We start from the raw sequence: 14,309 nt of genomic DNA, 5'->3' as shown, positions 1-14,309 counted from the left end.
TCAAAAGTCCAAGTCCTCTGGTTTGAAGCGCAAGTTACGCTGTCTGTACAAACGGTCGAAGGCCGCCGGGTTCTCCCGCGACAATTGCTGCATCTCCGGAATCCGTCCCACATTGCGCACCGCCTGAATGGCTGACTGGTCGAAACCCGGATCGCCACTGGAACGCACCACCACCGCATCGGTTATGTCTCCGGATGGCAGCATGCTGATGCGCACCTCCACGACCATGCCGTTACGGGCGGTGGGCGGACGGCGCCATTGCGAGCTGACATAACGGCGGATGACATCGTCATAACTGGCCGCGACCTCGTCGCCGAACTGATCGGCCTGGGCCCGCTGATACTGGGTCTCCTCGGCAAGCAGGTCCGCCAGCGCCCTGGCCCGCGCCTCCTCCTGTTCGCGCTTGAGCCTGGCCACACGTTCGGCCTCGGCCCTGGCTTCGGCTTCCGCCTTGCGTTTGGCCTCTTCTGCGGCGCGCTGCTTCCGGGCCTGCTCTTCCTTGCGCTTGGCCTCCTCGGCCGCCTTGCGCCTGGCTTCCTCCTCGGCTGCCTTCTTCTTCGCTGCCTCTTCTGCAGCCAGCTTCCTGGCGGCCTCGGCGCGCCTGGCCTCCTCGGCCTTCTGCTTTTCGACCTGCTCAGCCTGCCGACGTTCCTCTGCGGCTTTCTGTTCTGCTGCCTTCTGCTCCGCCGCCTTCTGCTCGGCAGCACGCGCAGCGGCTTCCGCCTGACGTTGCTGCTCGGCGGCGCGGGCCGCTTCCTGCGCCTTCTGCTGCTCCTGCTGCTGGCGCTCCAGCTCCTCGGCCTCATGCCGCTGCGCGGCTGTGCGCTCGGCTTCGCCGGCGATACGCTGCTCGGTCTGGGTAGTGGCCGGACTCTTCGAATTCAGCTGCACTAGGGTCGCCTGGACGATCGGCTTGGCAGGCTCGAAGGTCGGCGCGGTGCTGAAGGATACGAACAGCAATATCACCACCAGCAGGTGCAGGCCGACCGCCTTTATCACCGATGCGGTGAGGCGTTCGCTGCCAGAGTCCTTGTCCTTGATGCGCTTGTTGCTCACGGTGCCTCGGTAATCAGACCCACATTGGGTACGCCGGATTGCTGCAGTGCCGCCATCGCGCTTACCACCACCCCGTAATTGACCGCGGTATCACCGCGTATATAGACCAGGGTATCCGGTCGGGCGCGCATGATCTTGGCCACGCCGTCAGTCATTTCTTCCAGGGACACCGCGGTGTCGCCCTGGGTCTCGGTGTCCACCGTCTCGCCAAGATTCCAGTAGTAGGTTCCGTCGGCCAGTACCGACAGGGTCAGTACCTGCTGGTTGGAATCCGAAGGCAGGACCTCGCTGGCCACCTGCGGCAGGTCCACCTTCACACCCTGGTTGAGCATCGGCGCGGTCACCATGAAGATCACCAGCAGCACCAGCATCACGTCGATATAGGGAACGACGTTCATCTCGGCGACGGGTTTGCGTTTCTGACGGCGCCCCTGATGGGTGTACATCCTCACTCCCCTTCGTTGGTGTGAACGCGGCGATGCAGGATGCTGGAGAACTCATCGGCAAAGGTGTAGTAGCGGCTGATCAGCATCTCCGAACGGGCGGAGAAACGGTTATAGGCCACCACCGCCGGAATCGCCGCAAACAGGCCGATCGCGGTGGCGATCAGCGCCTCGGCAATACCGGGGGCTACCGTCGCCAGGGTCGCCTGTTGCGCCGTTGCCAGCCCGCGGAACGAGTTCATGATGCCCCACACGGTACCGAACAGCCCGATATAGGGGCTGGTGGACCCCACGGTAGCCAGGAACGGCAGGTGCTGGTCGAGCTTCTCCTCCTCGCGGGAGATGGCCACGCGCATGGCGCGCTGAACCGCGTCCATGACCGCCTCGGGTTCCACCCCCGGCTGCTGACGCATGCGCGAGAACTCCTTGAAACCGGCACGGAAGACCTGCTCCAGCCCCGAGTCCGGGTTCGGGTTGCCGGTTACCTGGCGGTAGAGCTTGGACAGGTCGATACCGGACCAGAAACGATCCTCGAAGTCATCCAGGCTGGCCTTCGCCGCCCGGGTCACCGAGCTGCGCTGGAATATCAGCACCCACGAGATCACGGACGCCGCCACCAGCGTGAGCATGACCAACTGCACCAGTACACTGGCGCTGCTTATCAGGTGCCACATCGACATTTGATCAGCTTGCACTCTCTACCTCTCCTTGATCCTGCTTTGTCTGGTTCTCCTGCATTGCCTTGAAGGCAGCGCTCAGAGCCAGCGGTATGATTCTGGGTTTGTAACCGTCGGCGCTTACGCAGGCCACCAGAGCCTCCCCCTCGCACAACAACCTGCCATCCGCACGTCGCACCTGTTGACCGAAGCGGATGCTGGCACGCTTGAGTTCCAAGACATCAGCAGTTACGACAAGTTCATCGTCCAGCTGTGCCGGCGCATGGTAGCGGGCATTGACCGAATGGACGACAAAAATGACATTTTCCCGTTGCAGTACGCTCTGATCAAACCCCAGAGCGCGCACCAGCTCGGTGCGGGCACGCTCCATGTATTTCAGGTAGTTGACGTAGTAAACAATACCGCCGGCGTCGGTATCCTCGAAATAGACGCGGGCCCTGTGCTCGAACGGCAGGGCGGATGTTTCAGCGCGCATAATGTAGAGCCAAGCGGGGTTCTTGCATAGCTGGCCCAGCCTCCTTGAACGAATATATTTTTATATCAGCGCCCATACTCACGATACGCTCTATTGATTGCTACTGATCGAACAGGTCACCCGCCCGCTGCTCCATGGCTGCCGGCAGATTCAGCCCGAAATGCAGGTAGGCATGACGGGTCACGACCCGCCCCCTCGGCGTGCGCATGATGAAGCCCTGCTGGATCAGATAGGGCTCAAGCACATCCTCGATTGTATGGCGCTCCTCGCTGATCGCGGCGGCCAGACTGTCGATGCCCACCGGCCCCCCGTCGAACTTGTCGATCATGGTCAGCAGCAGTCGGCGGTCCATGTGATCGAAGCCCTGGGCGTCCACGTCCAGCAGGCCCAGCGCCCGGTCGGCAATCTCGCGGGTGATACTGCCGGAGCCGCGCACCTCGGCAAAGTCGCGCACGCGACGCAGCAGCCGGTTGGCAATACGCGGCGTGCCGCGTGAACGCCGGGCAATCTCGAAGGCACCCTCGGGGTGGATCTTCAACCCCAGAATGCCCGCGGAGCGGGACACGATCGTGGCCAGATCATCATTGCTGTAGAACTCCAGACGCTGGACGATACCGAAGCGGTCACGCAGCGGGTTGGTCAGCATCCCCGCCCTGGTGGTGGCACCGACCAGGGTGAACGGCGGCAGGTCGAGCTTGATCGAGCGCGCCGCGGGCCCTTCACCGATCATGATGTCGAGTTGGTAATCTTCCATCGCCGGGTAGAGGATTTCCTCGACCACCGGAGACAGGCGGTGAATCTCGTCGACAAAGAGCACATCCCCGGCTTCCAGACTGGTCAGCATGGCGGCCAGGTCACCGGCGCGCTCCAGCACCGGGCCGGAGGTACTCTTGATCTTCACGCCCATCTCCTGGGCAATGATATTGGCCAGCGTGGTCTTGCCCAGTCCCGGGGGGCCGAAGATCAGCACATGATCCAGCGCCTCGCTGCGGCCGCGGGCGGCCGACATGAACAACTCCATCTGCTCGCGCACGGTGGGCTGACCGATATAGTCGGCCAGCCGGTAGGGGCGGATGGCCCGGTCGATCATCTCTTCCTGCTGCCGGGGCCCGGCAGCAATCAAACGGTCTTCTTCCAGCATGGGGCGTTCCGGTTAGATGGAATGAACAGGCTGCGGTCGCCAGATTATCAGCCCATGCCCTTCAAGGCACGGCGGATCAGCTCTTCACTGCTGAGCCCCTCTTCCTTGATGGCATTCACCGCACGGCTTGCTTCCTGGGGCTTGTAGCCCAGCGCAATCAATGCGCTGACCGCATCCGCTGTATGCGAGGCAGCCGGGGCGGCGGCAGCGGCACCGGATAGCGGAGCGGCTCCGGGGGTTGCCTCCCAGGCAGTGAACTTGCCCTTGAGCTCCACCAGCAGACGCTCGGCGGTCTTCTTGCCGACGCCCGGAACCCGGGTCAGGGCACTGGTGTCCTGAGCCTGCACCGCAGCGATAAGCTCATCCACTTCCAGCCCCGACATCAGCGACAACGCCAGCTTGGGCCCCACACCATTGAGCTTGATCAATTCGCGAAACAGCAGCCGATCGCGTTTCTCGGCGAAACCATACAGCAGCTGTGCGTCCTCACGCACCACCAGGTGGGTATGCAGCGTGACCTTCTCGCCCAGCGAGGGCAACTTGTAGAAGGTGCTCATCGGCGCCTCAACTTCGTAGCCCACGCCATTTATGTCCAGCAGAATCTGCGGTGGCTGCTTTTCCAGCAGCATGCCTGTGAGCCTGCCTATCATTGACTTTCTCCTTAATCAGCGCCGACGCATGCGGCCACTGCGCAGAGCGATCAGGCCACCGCCGATCTGTTCCTTCAGGCCTATCGAATGGGAATGGCACAGGGCAATCGCCAGGGCGTCGGCCGCGTCGGCCTGGGGCGTGCCGGACAGCCCCAGCAGCTGGGTGACCATATGCTGGACCTGAGCCTTGTCAGCGGCGCCGGTGCCGACGACCGCCTGCTTGACCTGGCGGGCGCTGTACTCATGCACTTCCAGCCCCGCATACACCGCGGCGACAATGGCTGCGCCCCGGGCCTGACCCAGCTTGAGCGCCGAATCCGGATTGCGTGCCATGAACACCTGCTCGATGCTGAGCACCTGCGGCCGGTACTGGCCGATGAGTTCACCCAGGCCGTCGAAGATCTGCTTCAGCCGATCGGGGAAGGGACCGCTGCCCAAGCGGATGCAACCGGACGTCACGTATTCGCAGCCATTGCGCCCTTCCCGGACGATACCGAAACCGGTGATTCGAGAACCCGGATCTATGCCGAGAATCAGCGCCATGCGTGCAATCGTCCTGTGCCTGATAGACGAAAGGGAGGCCGCGCCTCCCTTTCAGTGCGTGCTGCGACTATACCACTCACTCCATCTGCGCCAGTACATCATCGGGGATGTCGGCGTTGGAGTAGACGTTCTGCACGTCGTCCAGGTCTTCCAGCATGTCGATCAGCTGGATGACCTTCTGGGCGGTGTCCAGGTCCAGCGCTGTGGTGGTCGAGGGGATCATGCTGACCTCGGCGGACTCGCTGGCAAAACCGGCGGTGTCCAGTGCATCCTTGACCGCACCGAAATCCTCGAAGGCGGTCAGCACGTCGATGGAGCCGTCGTCATTGGTGACCACGTCCTCGGCGCCTGCCTCAAGGGCCGCTTCCAGCAGCGCTTCTTCATCCGCGCCGGGTGCGTAACTGATCTGGCCGCGACGGGTGAACAGGTAGGCAACCGAACCATCGGTGCCCAGGTTGCCGCCACACTTGTTGAAGGCATGGCGCACCTCGGCCACAGTGCGGTTGCGGTTGTCGGTCATCGCCTCGACCAGAATCGCCACGCCGCCGGCACCGTAACCTTCATAGGTCAGCTCCTCGACGTTGTCGGCATCGTTGCTGCCGGCACCACGGGCGATGGCGCGGTCGATGGTGTCGCGGGTCATGTTGGCAGTCAGCGCCTTGTCCACTGCCGAACGCAGCCGCGGGTTGTCAGCCGGCTCGGGCCCGCCGAGCTTCGCAGCCACCGTCAACTCGCGGATCAGCTTGGTGAAGATCTTGCCACGCTTGGCATCCTGCGCCGCCTTGCGGTGCTTGATGTTGGCCCATTTGGAATGACCAGCCATTGAACCTCCGTAGTTGCATCAAAGACATGCCGGGCGTGCGCTGCACGCCCATCGCGCCGAGGCGGTCCGGCGTCCCGGCGGCGCTCCAAAAGCCGGGGCGGCCCGGGCAGTTTCGGGTGAGCTCCCGCAGGAGCCGCGACCCTCCTCCTCTCTCCGCAGGAGCCGCGACCCTCCCCCCTCTCTCCGTAGGAGCCGCGCCCCTCCCTCTCTCCGTAGGAGCCGCGACCCCGCGGCGATAGGGCTGCGAAGCAGCCCCCGCTACTCACTCAACCTTCGGCTGCTCGCGCAGACGAATATTCAGCTCGCGCAGCGCCTTCGCATCCACCGCACCCGGCGCCTGGGTCATGACGTCCGCGGCGCTCTGGGTTTTCGGGAAGGCGATCACTTCGCGGATCGAGCTGGCACCGATCATCAGCATCACCAGACGGTCCAGGCCGAAGGCCAGGCCACCGTGCGGCGGTGCGCCGTATTTCAGCGCATCCAGCAGGAAGCCGAACTTCTCCTGCTGCTCCTCGGCGCTGATGCCGAGGATATCGAATACCGCCTGCTGCATGTCCTTGCGGTGGATACGGATGGAGCCACCACCCAGCTCGGTACCATTGAGCACCATGTCATAGGCACGGGACAGCGCGCCCTGCGGGTTGGCCTTCAGCTCATCCGGGCTGCACTTGGGCGCGGTGAACGGGTGGTGCAGTGCGCTCAGGCTGCCGTCGTCGTTTTCCTCGAACATCGGGAAGTCGACTACCCACAGCGGCGCCCACTCGCAGGTCAGCAGATCCATGTCATGGCCCAGCTTGATGCGCAGCGCACCCAGCGCCTCGGACACGATCTTCGCCTTGTCGGCGCCGAAGAACACGATATCCCCATCCACCGCACCCACGCGGTCCAGGATTACATTGAGGTTGTCTTCGGGGATGAACTTGACGATCGGCGACTGCAGACCTTCAACACCCTTGGCGCGCTCGTTGACCTTGATATAGGCCAGGCCTTTGGCGCCATAGATGCCGACGTACCTGGTGTAATCATCGATCTGCTTGCGCGCCAGCGACGCACCACCGGGCACGCGCAGCGCCGCCACGCGACCCTTCGGATCGCTGGCCGGGCCACTGAATACCTTGAAGTCGACCTCGGTCAGCTGGTCGGCCACATCCACCAGCTCCAGCGGGTTGCGCAGGTCCGGCTTGTCCGAGCCGTAACGGCGCATGGCTTCCTCGAAGGTCATGTGCGGGAAGTCGGCCAGATCCACATCCAGCACTTCCTTGAACAGACCGCGGATCATGCCCTCGGTCAGGCCCATGATGTCCTGCTCTTCGAGGAAGCTGGTCTCGATGTCGATCTGGGTGAATTCCGGTTGACGGTCGGCGCGCAGGTCCTCGTCGCGGAAGCACTTGGCGATCTGGTAGTAACGGTCGAAGCCGGCCACCATCAGCAGCTGCTTGAACAGCTGGGGCGATTGCGGCAGGGCGAAGAAACTGCCGGGATGGGTGCGGCTGGGCACCAGGTAGTCGCGGGCACCCTCCGGGGTGGCGCGGGTCAGGATCGGGGTTTCCACATCCAGGAAGCCGTTGTCATCCAGGTAGCGACGGATGCTGCTGGTGATCCGCGAGCGCAGCTTCAGCTTGGCGGCCATTTCCGGACGACGCAGGTCGATGAAGCGGAACCGCAGGCGGGTTTCCTCGCCCACATCGGAATACTCATCCAGCGGGAACGGCGGGGTCTCGGCCTGGTTCAGCACTTCCAGCTCATAGCCCAGCACCTCGATGGCACCCGAGGCCATGTTCGGGTTGACCGCCCCTGCAGGGCGCGGACGCACCTTGCCGCGCACCTTGACCACGTACTCGCTGCGCACCCGGTCAGCCAGGGCAAAGGTCTCTTCCCGGTCGGGATCGAACACTACCTGGGCCAGCCCCTCACGATCGCGGATATCGAGGAAGATCACCCCACCATGGTCGCGGCGGCGGTGGACCCAGCCGCAGAGTGTCACTTCCTGGTCTGCCAGCGTTTCGTTCAACTGGCCGCAATAGTGGGTACGCATCATGAGTGTGAAATCCTGTTGTCGACAGAGCGGCTGCGCACGATCCGGAGAGCTCGGCAGCACGGATAGATAAAGGCGCAACAATATACCCGAAGTCACCCCCGCCAGGCGAGTCTTGTCCGCCCCGGCCTGTCCCATAGCCGGAGCCAATCCGGGTAATCACCAAACAGAGCTTGAGCGGCACAGCCCAGTGCATATACTGGATGGACCTTTGAGTCGCAGCCTGGAGATTGAAATGAAGATTGATATCGGTATTAGCCAGAAGGACCGGGAAGCCATCGCAGACGGGCTCGCCCACCTGCTGGCCGACACCTATACGCTGTATCTGAAAACCCATAATTTTCACTGGAACGTGAAAGGCCCGATGTTCCAGACCCTGCATACCATGTTCGAAGGTCAGTACACCGAGCTGGCGACCGCGGTTGATGACATCGCCGAGCGCATCCGCACCCTCGGCTTCCCGGCACCGGGCACCTACAAGGCCTTCGCCGAGCTCAGTTCGATCAAGGAAGAGGAAGGCGTTCCGGCCGCCGAGGACATGATCCGCCGCCTGGTCGAAGGCCACGAGACCTGCGCCCGCACCGCTCGCGAAGCCTTCCCCGCCTGCGAGAAGGCCAGCGACGAGCCCAGTGCCGACCTGCTGACCCAGCGCATGCAGGAGCATGAGAAGACAGCCTGGATGCTGCGCAGCCTGCTCGAGAAGTAAATCATTCCGGGGCAGGGTTCACGCCTGCCCCATCCTTTCCCTGCTCCCCTTTGTGACCAGTCTGTTTTCAGGTTAGAGTGCGCTCCCGGCCACGGTACTTGTACAGCCGGACTTCAATCGAGTCACAACATAGTCAGTCACAACAGGAAGATCATCTTGAACAGCATCCGTTATCTCCATCTGATCGTGGGGCTGGCAGCGCTTGCGTGCGGTCTCTACGCCAGCACGCCGCTATCCAGCCCGGACAGCCCCGCCAACCTCGCAGCGGCCATCAGCACAACGTTGCTGGGGCTGATCAATATCCAGCACTTCAGCGCCCCCGGTATCAAGCGCTCCGGAGCACGCCTTGCCCTGACGCTGCTCAGTTCGGCACTGATCATCATCGGCGCCCTGCTCTCTCTCGCCGTATTGCTGGCGGACATGGGCCGCCTGCTGCCCTGGGCTGTGGGCCTGGGCGTAGCGGGTGTCTGCCTGCTCGCCATTCTCAGCCTCACCGCCAGCATGCCCCGCCGGCGCCAGCACAGCGCTGCCAGCGAAGGCCCGCGTGAGGCCGGCACGGTGAAGTGGTTCAACACCAGCAAGGGCTTCGGGTTCATCTCCCGGGATCAGGGCGAGGATGTGTTCGTGCACTTCCGCGCCATCCGTGGCGACGGGCACCGTGTGCTCATGGAAGGTCAGCGGGTCGAGTTCGTTGTCGCCCGCCGTGAAAAGGGCCTGCAGGCCGAAGACGTCCAGCCGCTGGACTGATCTGTCAGTAATGGGGTGGAGGCTGGTCGTCCTCCACTCCCCCCGGCAGGGAGGCGGCCAGATCCGCCTGCCGCTGCGCCAGCAACTCCAGTGACCGTTGCAGCTTTTCCAGCTCCAGCTGCTGACGACTCACCGCCTCGTTCAACGCCTCTATGGTGTCATCCTGGAAAGCCAGTCGCGTTTCCAGCTCATCCAGCCTCGCAGTCAGCTCGTCACTCATCGGAAGCCCTCCGCATAGTCGATAGGTCCGGTCAGCACGGTCTGCAACCGGGCAACACATTGTGCCACCTGCTCGTCGTCATAGGGTAGTGCCGGCAACCTGCCCCACACAGGCGCGGGCCAGGCGGCGTCATCCCGGTAACGCACGATGTGGTGCACATGCAACTGGCTGACCATGTTGCCCAGCGCGGCAATATTGATCTTGTCAGCGGAAAACGCGTCCTTGAGTGCCTCCGCCAGCCAGCAGGACTCTCTCAGCAGCTGGATGCGGTCTTCCTCGTCGAGCTGGAAAATCTCTGTAACATCTTCCCGTCGGGGCACAAGAACAAACCAGGGATATTGTCGGTCATTGATCAGCAGAAGTTTGCTTAATCTGAACTGACCAACCTCGATGCCATCGCTGGCGAGTTGTGGATGAAGTACGAACATTTAACGCCCCGCTATAACCGTGAATGAGGGTGAAGACCGGTATGGCATGATGTATATCAATAAAGAAACAGCCAACTTCGCTATGCTGGAGCAAATTATCCCAATATACCGGCTGGCTTGAAAGGGCCTGCCGCCAGGCGAACCTGCTGATAGATCTGGGATTTCTTTCACAACCAGAAGTTTGATGCTTTACTCATACGCGATATGAACAATGAAAAAAAACTGCTCGGAACAACACTGGGCACTGTTTCTACACTGGAAGGAGCACTCGAATGAAAAGCACTATCAAATGGAGTTCCGTTGCGCTTGCAGTTGCAATGGCCAACGGTCTGATTGCAACCCAGGCAGTTGCCCAGGGTGAAGGTTTCGTGGAAGGTGCTTCAGCTACGCTGAGTAACCGTACCGCTTATTTCAACCGGGACTTCAGGAATGATCAGGGTCCCTTCAATGGCAAGGCTGAAGAAACGGCAACCGGTTTTGTTCTGAACTTCCAGTCCGGTTATACCGAGGGTCCGATCGGTTTCGGTGCGGATGTGCTGGCAATGGCGGGCATCAAGCTCGATAGCGGCGGTGGGCGTGGCGGCACCGGCCTGCTGCCCAGCGGCCAGTGGGAAGAAGACGGCATCCTGTATACCCGCAAGTCGCCTTCCAACTATTCCGAGATTCGCGGGGCGGTCAAGGCCAACGTTGGCGGCCATACCGAGCTGCGTTTCGGCTACCACCTGCCGGAAAACCCCATCGTCAACTATGAAGACTCCCGGCTGCTGCCCAGCCACTACTACGGCTACAGCATCGCCAACACCTCGATTGACGGCCTGCTGCTGGAAGCCGGCCGGATGACCGACCGCGGTGACATGGGCTACCCCGATCAGTACGAAGACCCCTACGGCTTCCGGGACGGCACCATCGATCATGACAAGGTCACCTACCTGGGCGGCACCTACGACTTCGCCGACACCCTGAGTGCTTCGCTGTATACCTCGAAGGCGGACGACCTCTGGAAGCGCCATTTTGCCGGCATCACCCACACCGCCGAGCTGAACAACGACCTGAGCCTGACCACCGATCTGTCCTACTACAAGACCTCGGACGACAGCCCCACCGGTTACGACTTCGACAACGACGCTGCGTCGCTGGCGGTTACCCTGGGGGCAGGCTTCCACGACTTCACGGTTGCCTACCAGCGCATGAGCGGGGATTCCGGCTTCGACTATGCGGACGACGCGATCTACCTGGCCAACTCGGTGCAGGTGATCGACTTCAACGCCCGGGACGAACGTTCCTGGCAGGCCCGCTATGACTACAACTTCGAGGGTCTGGGCATTCCCGGTCTGAACTTCATGACCCGCTACGTGCGCGGCAGTGACATCGACGAGAGCGTCTCCCCCCGTGACACCCGCTGGGCCCGTGACACCGACATCAGCTACACGCTGCAGTCAGGCCCTCTGCGCGGGGTGAACCTGCTGTGGCGCAACTCCACGGTTCGTCAGCACGCAGCGCTTGATGGCGGGGACATCGACGAGAACCGCCTGTACGCCTCCTATACCTGGAACCTGCTCTAAGCAAAGGAGCGGGAGGTTCGACCCACCCCCTCTCCCCCTCTCCCGCAAGGGGAGAGGGGTGACGTGGGGCAGGCTTGTGCCGGATCTGAAACTGCTCAGTAATCTCGGTAATTCAGGGCTGCCTTTTTCCAGTTCATCCCTTTGCTCGTAAGGACAGAGGGTGACTTGGCGGCAAGCCTGTGCGGGAGCTGAATCAATTCCAGGACTTCAGAAAACTTCAGCGATTACCCAACACTCAGGACCAGCCCCCTCTCCCCTCGCGGGAGAGGGTTGGGGAGAGGGGGAGCCCCAGCAGAGGCTATACGCCGCACCGGCGCGAACGTACAATAGCCGCCATTCCGCGAACTCTCCAAGCAGGACATTCCCCCGCCATGCGTACCAGTCAATATCTGATTTCCACCCTCAAGGAAACCCCCAGCGATGCCGCCGTCATCAGCCATCAACTGATGCTGCGGGCCGGCCTGATCCGCCGGATCGCCTCGGGACTCTATACCTGGCTGCCGATGGGGCTGCGCGTGCTGCGCAAGGCGGAAAGCATAGTCCGCGAGGAAATGAACAACGCCGGCGCACTCGAGGTGCTGATGCCGGCCATCCAGCCGGCCGAGCTGTGGCAGGAATCCGGCCGCTGGGAAGAGTACGGCCCCGAGCTGCTGCGTCTGAAGGATCGGCACGACCGGGAGTTCTGCGTCGGCCCGACCCATGAGGAGGTCATCACCGAACTGGCCCGCAACGAGATCACCAGTTACAAGCAGCTGCCGCTGAACATGTACCAGATCCAGACCAAGTTCCGCGACGAGATCCGCCCGCGCTTCGGGCTGATGCGCGCCCGTGAATTCCTGATGAAGGACGCCTACTCCTTTCACCTCAGCCAGGATTCCCTGCAGCAGACCTACGACGCCATGTATCAGGCCTACTGCAACATCTTCTCCCGGCTGGGGCTGGAATACCGCCCGGTCGTGGCGGATAACGGCTCCATCGGTGGAGAAGGGTCCCATGAATTCCACGTGCTGGCTGCGTCAGGCGAAGACGCCATCGTGTTTTCCGACTCGGGCAGCTATGCCGCCAACATCGAAAAGGCCACTGCGCTGCTGCCCCAGGGTGAGCGCCCCGCGCCGGCCGAGCAGATGACCCTGGTGGACACCCCGAACCAGACCACCATCGAGGCGGTGTGTGCCTTCCTCGACCTGCCCGCCACCCGCACCGTGAAGTCGCTGGTCGTGCTGGGCACCGCCGAAGAGGGTAAAGAGCAGCCGCTGGTGGCGCTGATCCTGCGCGGCGATCACGAGCTGAACGAGATCAAGGCCGAGAACCACCCCGCCATCCATGCCCCGCTGACCTTCGCCAGCGAAGCTCAGATCCAGCAGGCGCTGGGCTGCAAGCCCGGCTCGATCGGCCCTGTGGGCATGAACATCAAGGTGATCGCCGACCACAGCGCGGCCCATCTGGCGGACTTTGTCTGCGGCGCCAACGAAGACGGCAGGCACCTCACCGGTGTCAACTGGGAACGGGACGCGCGCTTCGATGAGGTCGCCGATCTGCGCAATGTGGTGGAAGGCGATGCCAGCCCCGACGGCAACGGCAGACTGGTGATCAAGCGCGGCATCGAGGTGGGCCACATCTTCCAGCTCGGCCGCAAATACAGCGAAGCCATGAACTGCACCGTGCTCAACGAACAGGGCAAGACCGCCACTCTCCTGATGGGCTGCTACGGCATCGGCGTCTCCCGCGTGGTGGCTGCCGCCATCGAGCAGAACTACGATGACCGCGGCATCCTCTGGCCGGATGCGCTGGCTCCGTTCCAGGTCGCGCTGGTGCCGATGAAGATGGAAAGCTCCGAAGCGGTACGCGAAGCTACCGAAGAGCTGTACACCGCACTGCAGCAGGCCGGTGTCGAGGTGCTGCTGGACGACCGCGACAAGAAGACCAGCCCCGGCGTCAAGTTCGCCGACATGGACCTGATCGGCATCCCCCACCGGGTGGTGATCAGCGACCGCGGCCTGGCTGACGGTCAGCTGGAATACAAATACCGTCGTGATCAGGACGCGCAAGGCGTGGCGGCAGCAGAAATGCTGGGCTTCCTGCTTGAGCGACTGGGCAAGAACTGAGAGCCACCGCATGCAACGTGTTCTGTCATCCTGGACCATATGGTTATGTGCCGGCCTGCTGCTGAGCGGCTGCAGCAGCCAGCCGTCGAACCCGGCGCCAAATCGGGAAGAGCTCCGCCTGATCAGCCACACCCTGAGCATCGACGCAGGCGAGCCCCGCGTGATGACGTCACCGCAGCGCACTATCCGGGTCACCGAGCAGAAGCGCTATCAGGTGACCGAGTTCGGCCCTGACGACAGACCGGTCCACACCCGCGAGAGCTATCAGCGCCTGCCCTGGGCCAACCAGACGCTGACGCTGATCGCCCAGGGCAGGCAATTCCCGCTGACCACCGATCCTCAGGGTGAGGTGCGCCTGCATCTGCTGCAGGAACAGTTTCTCGATCTGGATTTCGGCACCCTGCGCGTCATCGAGCTGGTAGCACGGGACGGCGGCAGCATGACCGCCGAGCTGAGCCTGCTCATCAGCCGGGAGTTGCGCGGCCTGATGCAGGAAGCAGTACCCCTGATCTACGGCAGCCTGGAGGAGGACGATGTCGATCAGTGGGTGCAGCGGGTCAGACGGCTTGATGAGATCGGTCTTCCGGAAGAGTCGGCGCAGCTGGAGAACATGCTTATCCTGCTGACCCTCGGCGATCCCGAACTGAGGTATGAGTTCCTCCGCGCCCTGGACCAGGAATCTGACGGAAATCCGTGAC

General features: G+C 62.5%; 16 protein-coding genes. 5 read left to right on the top strand and 11 right to left on the bottom strand.

The genetic code is table 11. The features are described 5' to 3' along the window. The 9 genes from tolA to aspS form a co-directional block, all read right to left on the bottom strand. The gene (tolA, locus tag IEW63_RS02705) at window positions 1-1,056 is read right to left on the bottom strand and encodes a cell envelope integrity protein TolA (protein WP_229710295.1); all 1,056 of its coding nucleotides are present in this window, start codon (window positions 1,054-1,056) and stop codon (window positions 1-3) included. Continuing rightward, window positions 1,053-1,502, bottom strand: a complete 450-nt coding sequence (gene tolR / locus IEW63_RS02700) for a protein TolR (protein WP_188635043.1) — start codon at window positions 1,500-1,502, stop codon at window positions 1,053-1,055. Before tolR ends, tolA begins: the two co-directional genes overlap by 4 nt. 2 nt (window positions 1,503-1,504) lie before the next feature. Then, a complete protein-coding gene (gene tolQ, locus IEW63_RS02695) occupies window positions 1,505-2,179 on the bottom strand; it encodes a protein TolQ (protein ID WP_188635541.1) in 675 nt (224 codons plus the stop codon). A gap of 4 nt (window positions 2,180-2,183) precedes the next feature. Further along, window positions 2,184-2,651 (bottom strand): tol-pal system-associated acyl-CoA thioesterase, encoded by a 468-nt coding sequence (gene ybgC, locus IEW63_RS02690; protein WP_188635042.1) that lies wholly within the window; start codon window positions 2,649-2,651, stop codon window positions 2,184-2,186. Window positions 2,652-2,751: 100 nt separating this feature from the next. Continuing rightward, entirely contained in the window at window positions 2,752-3,792 is a 1,041-nt protein-coding gene (ruvB, locus tag IEW63_RS02685) for a Holliday junction branch migration DNA helicase RuvB (RefSeq protein ID WP_188635041.1), read from the bottom strand. Between the two features lie 47 nt (window positions 3,793-3,839). Then, a complete protein-coding gene (ruvA, locus tag IEW63_RS02680; RefSeq protein WP_188635040.1) occupies window positions 3,840-4,442 on the bottom strand; it encodes a Holliday junction branch migration protein RuvA in 603 nt (200 codons plus the stop codon). A 15-nt stretch (window positions 4,443-4,457) separates the two neighbouring features. Next, window positions 4,458-4,985, bottom strand: coding sequence for a crossover junction endodeoxyribonuclease RuvC (ruvC, locus tag IEW63_RS02675; protein WP_188635039.1), 528 nt, complete (start codon window positions 4,983-4,985; stop codon window positions 4,458-4,460). Window positions 4,986-5,061: 76 nt separating this feature from the next. Next, window positions 5,062-5,808: a YebC/PmpR family DNA-binding transcriptional regulator gene (locus IEW63_RS02670; protein WP_188635038.1), complete on the bottom strand. Its 747-nt coding sequence runs from the start codon at window positions 5,806-5,808 to the stop codon at window positions 5,062-5,064. 262 nt (window positions 5,809-6,070) lie between these two features. Then, on the bottom strand, window positions 6,071-7,846 hold the full coding sequence (gene aspS, locus IEW63_RS02665) for an aspartate--tRNA ligase (RefSeq protein ID WP_188635037.1): 1,776 nt from the start codon (window positions 7,844-7,846) through the stop codon (window positions 6,071-6,073). A 232-nt stretch (window positions 7,847-8,078) separates the two neighbouring features. Between aspS and IEW63_RS02660 the strand changes: the two genes are divergently transcribed. Continuing rightward, a complete protein-coding gene (locus IEW63_RS02660) occupies window positions 8,079-8,549 on the top strand; it encodes a Dps family protein (protein WP_188635036.1) in 471 nt (156 codons plus the stop codon). Window positions 8,550-8,705: 156 nt separating this feature from the next. After that, a complete protein-coding gene (locus tag IEW63_RS14685; protein ID WP_272872567.1) occupies window positions 8,706-9,296 on the top strand; it encodes a cold-shock protein in 591 nt (196 codons plus the stop codon). Window positions 9,297-9,300: 4 nt separating this feature from the next. On the opposite strand, the gene IEW63_RS02650 is transcribed toward IEW63_RS14685, so the two are convergent. After that, on the bottom strand, window positions 9,301-9,516 hold the full coding sequence (locus IEW63_RS02650) for a SlyX family protein (RefSeq protein ID WP_188635035.1): 216 nt from the start codon (window positions 9,514-9,516) through the stop codon (window positions 9,301-9,303). After that, on the bottom strand, window positions 9,513-9,944 hold the full coding sequence (locus tag IEW63_RS02645; RefSeq protein ID WP_188635034.1) for an HIT domain-containing protein: 432 nt from the start codon (window positions 9,942-9,944) through the stop codon (window positions 9,513-9,515). The genes IEW63_RS02650 and IEW63_RS02645 overlap by 4 nt, the downstream gene beginning before the upstream one ends. Before the next feature lie 272 nt (window positions 9,945-10,216). Here IEW63_RS02645 and IEW63_RS02640 point away from each other — a divergent pair, with 272 nt between their 5' ends. The 3 genes from IEW63_RS02640 to IEW63_RS02630 all read left to right on the top strand — a co-directional run bounded on the left by IEW63_RS02640 (window position 10,217) and on the right by IEW63_RS02630 (window position 14,308). Beyond that, window positions 10,217-11,506 carry an OprD family outer membrane porin gene (locus IEW63_RS02640; protein WP_188635033.1) on the top strand — a complete coding sequence of 430 codons (1,290 nt, stop codon included), beginning with the start codon at window positions 10,217-10,219 and terminating at the stop codon, window positions 11,504-11,506. A gap of 371 nt (window positions 11,507-11,877) precedes the next feature. Continuing rightward, window positions 11,878-13,611, top strand: coding sequence for a proline--tRNA ligase (locus IEW63_RS02635; protein WP_188635032.1), 1,734 nt, complete (start codon window positions 11,878-11,880; stop codon window positions 13,609-13,611). A 10-nt stretch (window positions 13,612-13,621) separates the two neighbouring features. Next, on the top strand, window positions 13,622-14,308 hold the full coding sequence (locus tag IEW63_RS02630; protein WP_188635031.1) for a hypothetical protein: 687 nt from the start codon (window positions 13,622-13,624) through the stop codon (window positions 14,306-14,308). The last annotated feature ends 1 nt before the right edge of the window (window position 14,309 follow it).

It is taken from the genome of Halopseudomonas pertucinogena (assembly GCF_014646575.1).
GTDB classification, from domain to species: Bacteria; Pseudomonadota; Gammaproteobacteria; order Pseudomonadales; family Pseudomonadaceae; genus Halopseudomonas; species Halopseudomonas pertucinogena.
The sequence above is the reverse complement of the archived record's forward strand: the minus strand, read 5'-3'. Positions and strand labels throughout refer to the sequence as shown.

Bases quoted from the DNA above. Each gene is read 5' to 3' on its own strand.
- IEW63_RS02640 (WP_188635033.1), top strand. From the start codon at position 10,217: ATGAAAAGCACTATCAAATGGAGTTCCGTTGCGCTTGCAGTTGCAATG.
- ruvA (WP_188635040.1), bottom strand. From the start codon at position 4,442: ATGATAGGCAGGCTCACAGGCATGCTGCTGGAAAAGCAGCCACCGCAG.
- ybgC (WP_188635042.1), bottom strand. From the start codon at position 2,651: ATGCGCGCTGAAACATCCGCCCTGCCGTTCGAGCACAGGGCCCGCGTC.
- aspS (WP_188635037.1), bottom strand. From the start codon at position 7,846: ATGATGCGTACCCACTATTGCGGCCAGTTGAACGAAACGCTGGCAGAC.
- IEW63_RS02630 (WP_188635031.1), top strand. From the start codon at position 13,622: ATGCAACGTGTTCTGTCATCCTGGACCATATGGTTATGTGCCGGCCTG.
- IEW63_RS02635 (WP_188635032.1), top strand. From the start codon at position 11,878: ATGCGTACCAGTCAATATCTGATTTCCACCCTCAAGGAAACCCCCAGC.
- IEW63_RS02660 (WP_188635036.1), top strand. From the start codon at position 8,079: ATGAAGATTGATATCGGTATTAGCCAGAAGGACCGGGAAGCCATCGCA.
- IEW63_RS02670 (WP_188635038.1), bottom strand. From the start codon at position 5,808: ATGGCTGGTCATTCCAAATGGGCCAACATCAAGCACCGCAAGGCGGCG.
- ruvB (WP_188635041.1), bottom strand. From the start codon at position 3,792: ATGCTGGAAGAAGACCGTTTGATTGCTGCCGGGCCCCGGCAGCAGGAA.
- tolQ (WP_188635541.1), bottom strand. From the start codon at position 2,179: ATGTCGATGTGGCACCTGATAAGCAGCGCCAGTGTACTGGTGCAGTTG.
- IEW63_RS02650 (WP_188635035.1), bottom strand. From the start codon at position 9,516: ATGAGTGACGAGCTGACTGCGAGGCTGGATGAGCTGGAAACGCGACTG.
- IEW63_RS02645 (WP_188635034.1), bottom strand. From the start codon at position 9,944: ATGTTCGTACTTCATCCACAACTCGCCAGCGATGGCATCGAGGTTGGT.
- ruvC (WP_188635039.1), bottom strand. From the start codon at position 4,985: ATGGCGCTGATTCTCGGCATAGATCCGGGTTCTCGAATCACCGGTTTC.
- tolR (WP_188635043.1), bottom strand. From the start codon at position 1,502: ATGTACACCCATCAGGGGCGCCGTCAGAAACGCAAACCCGTCGCCGAG.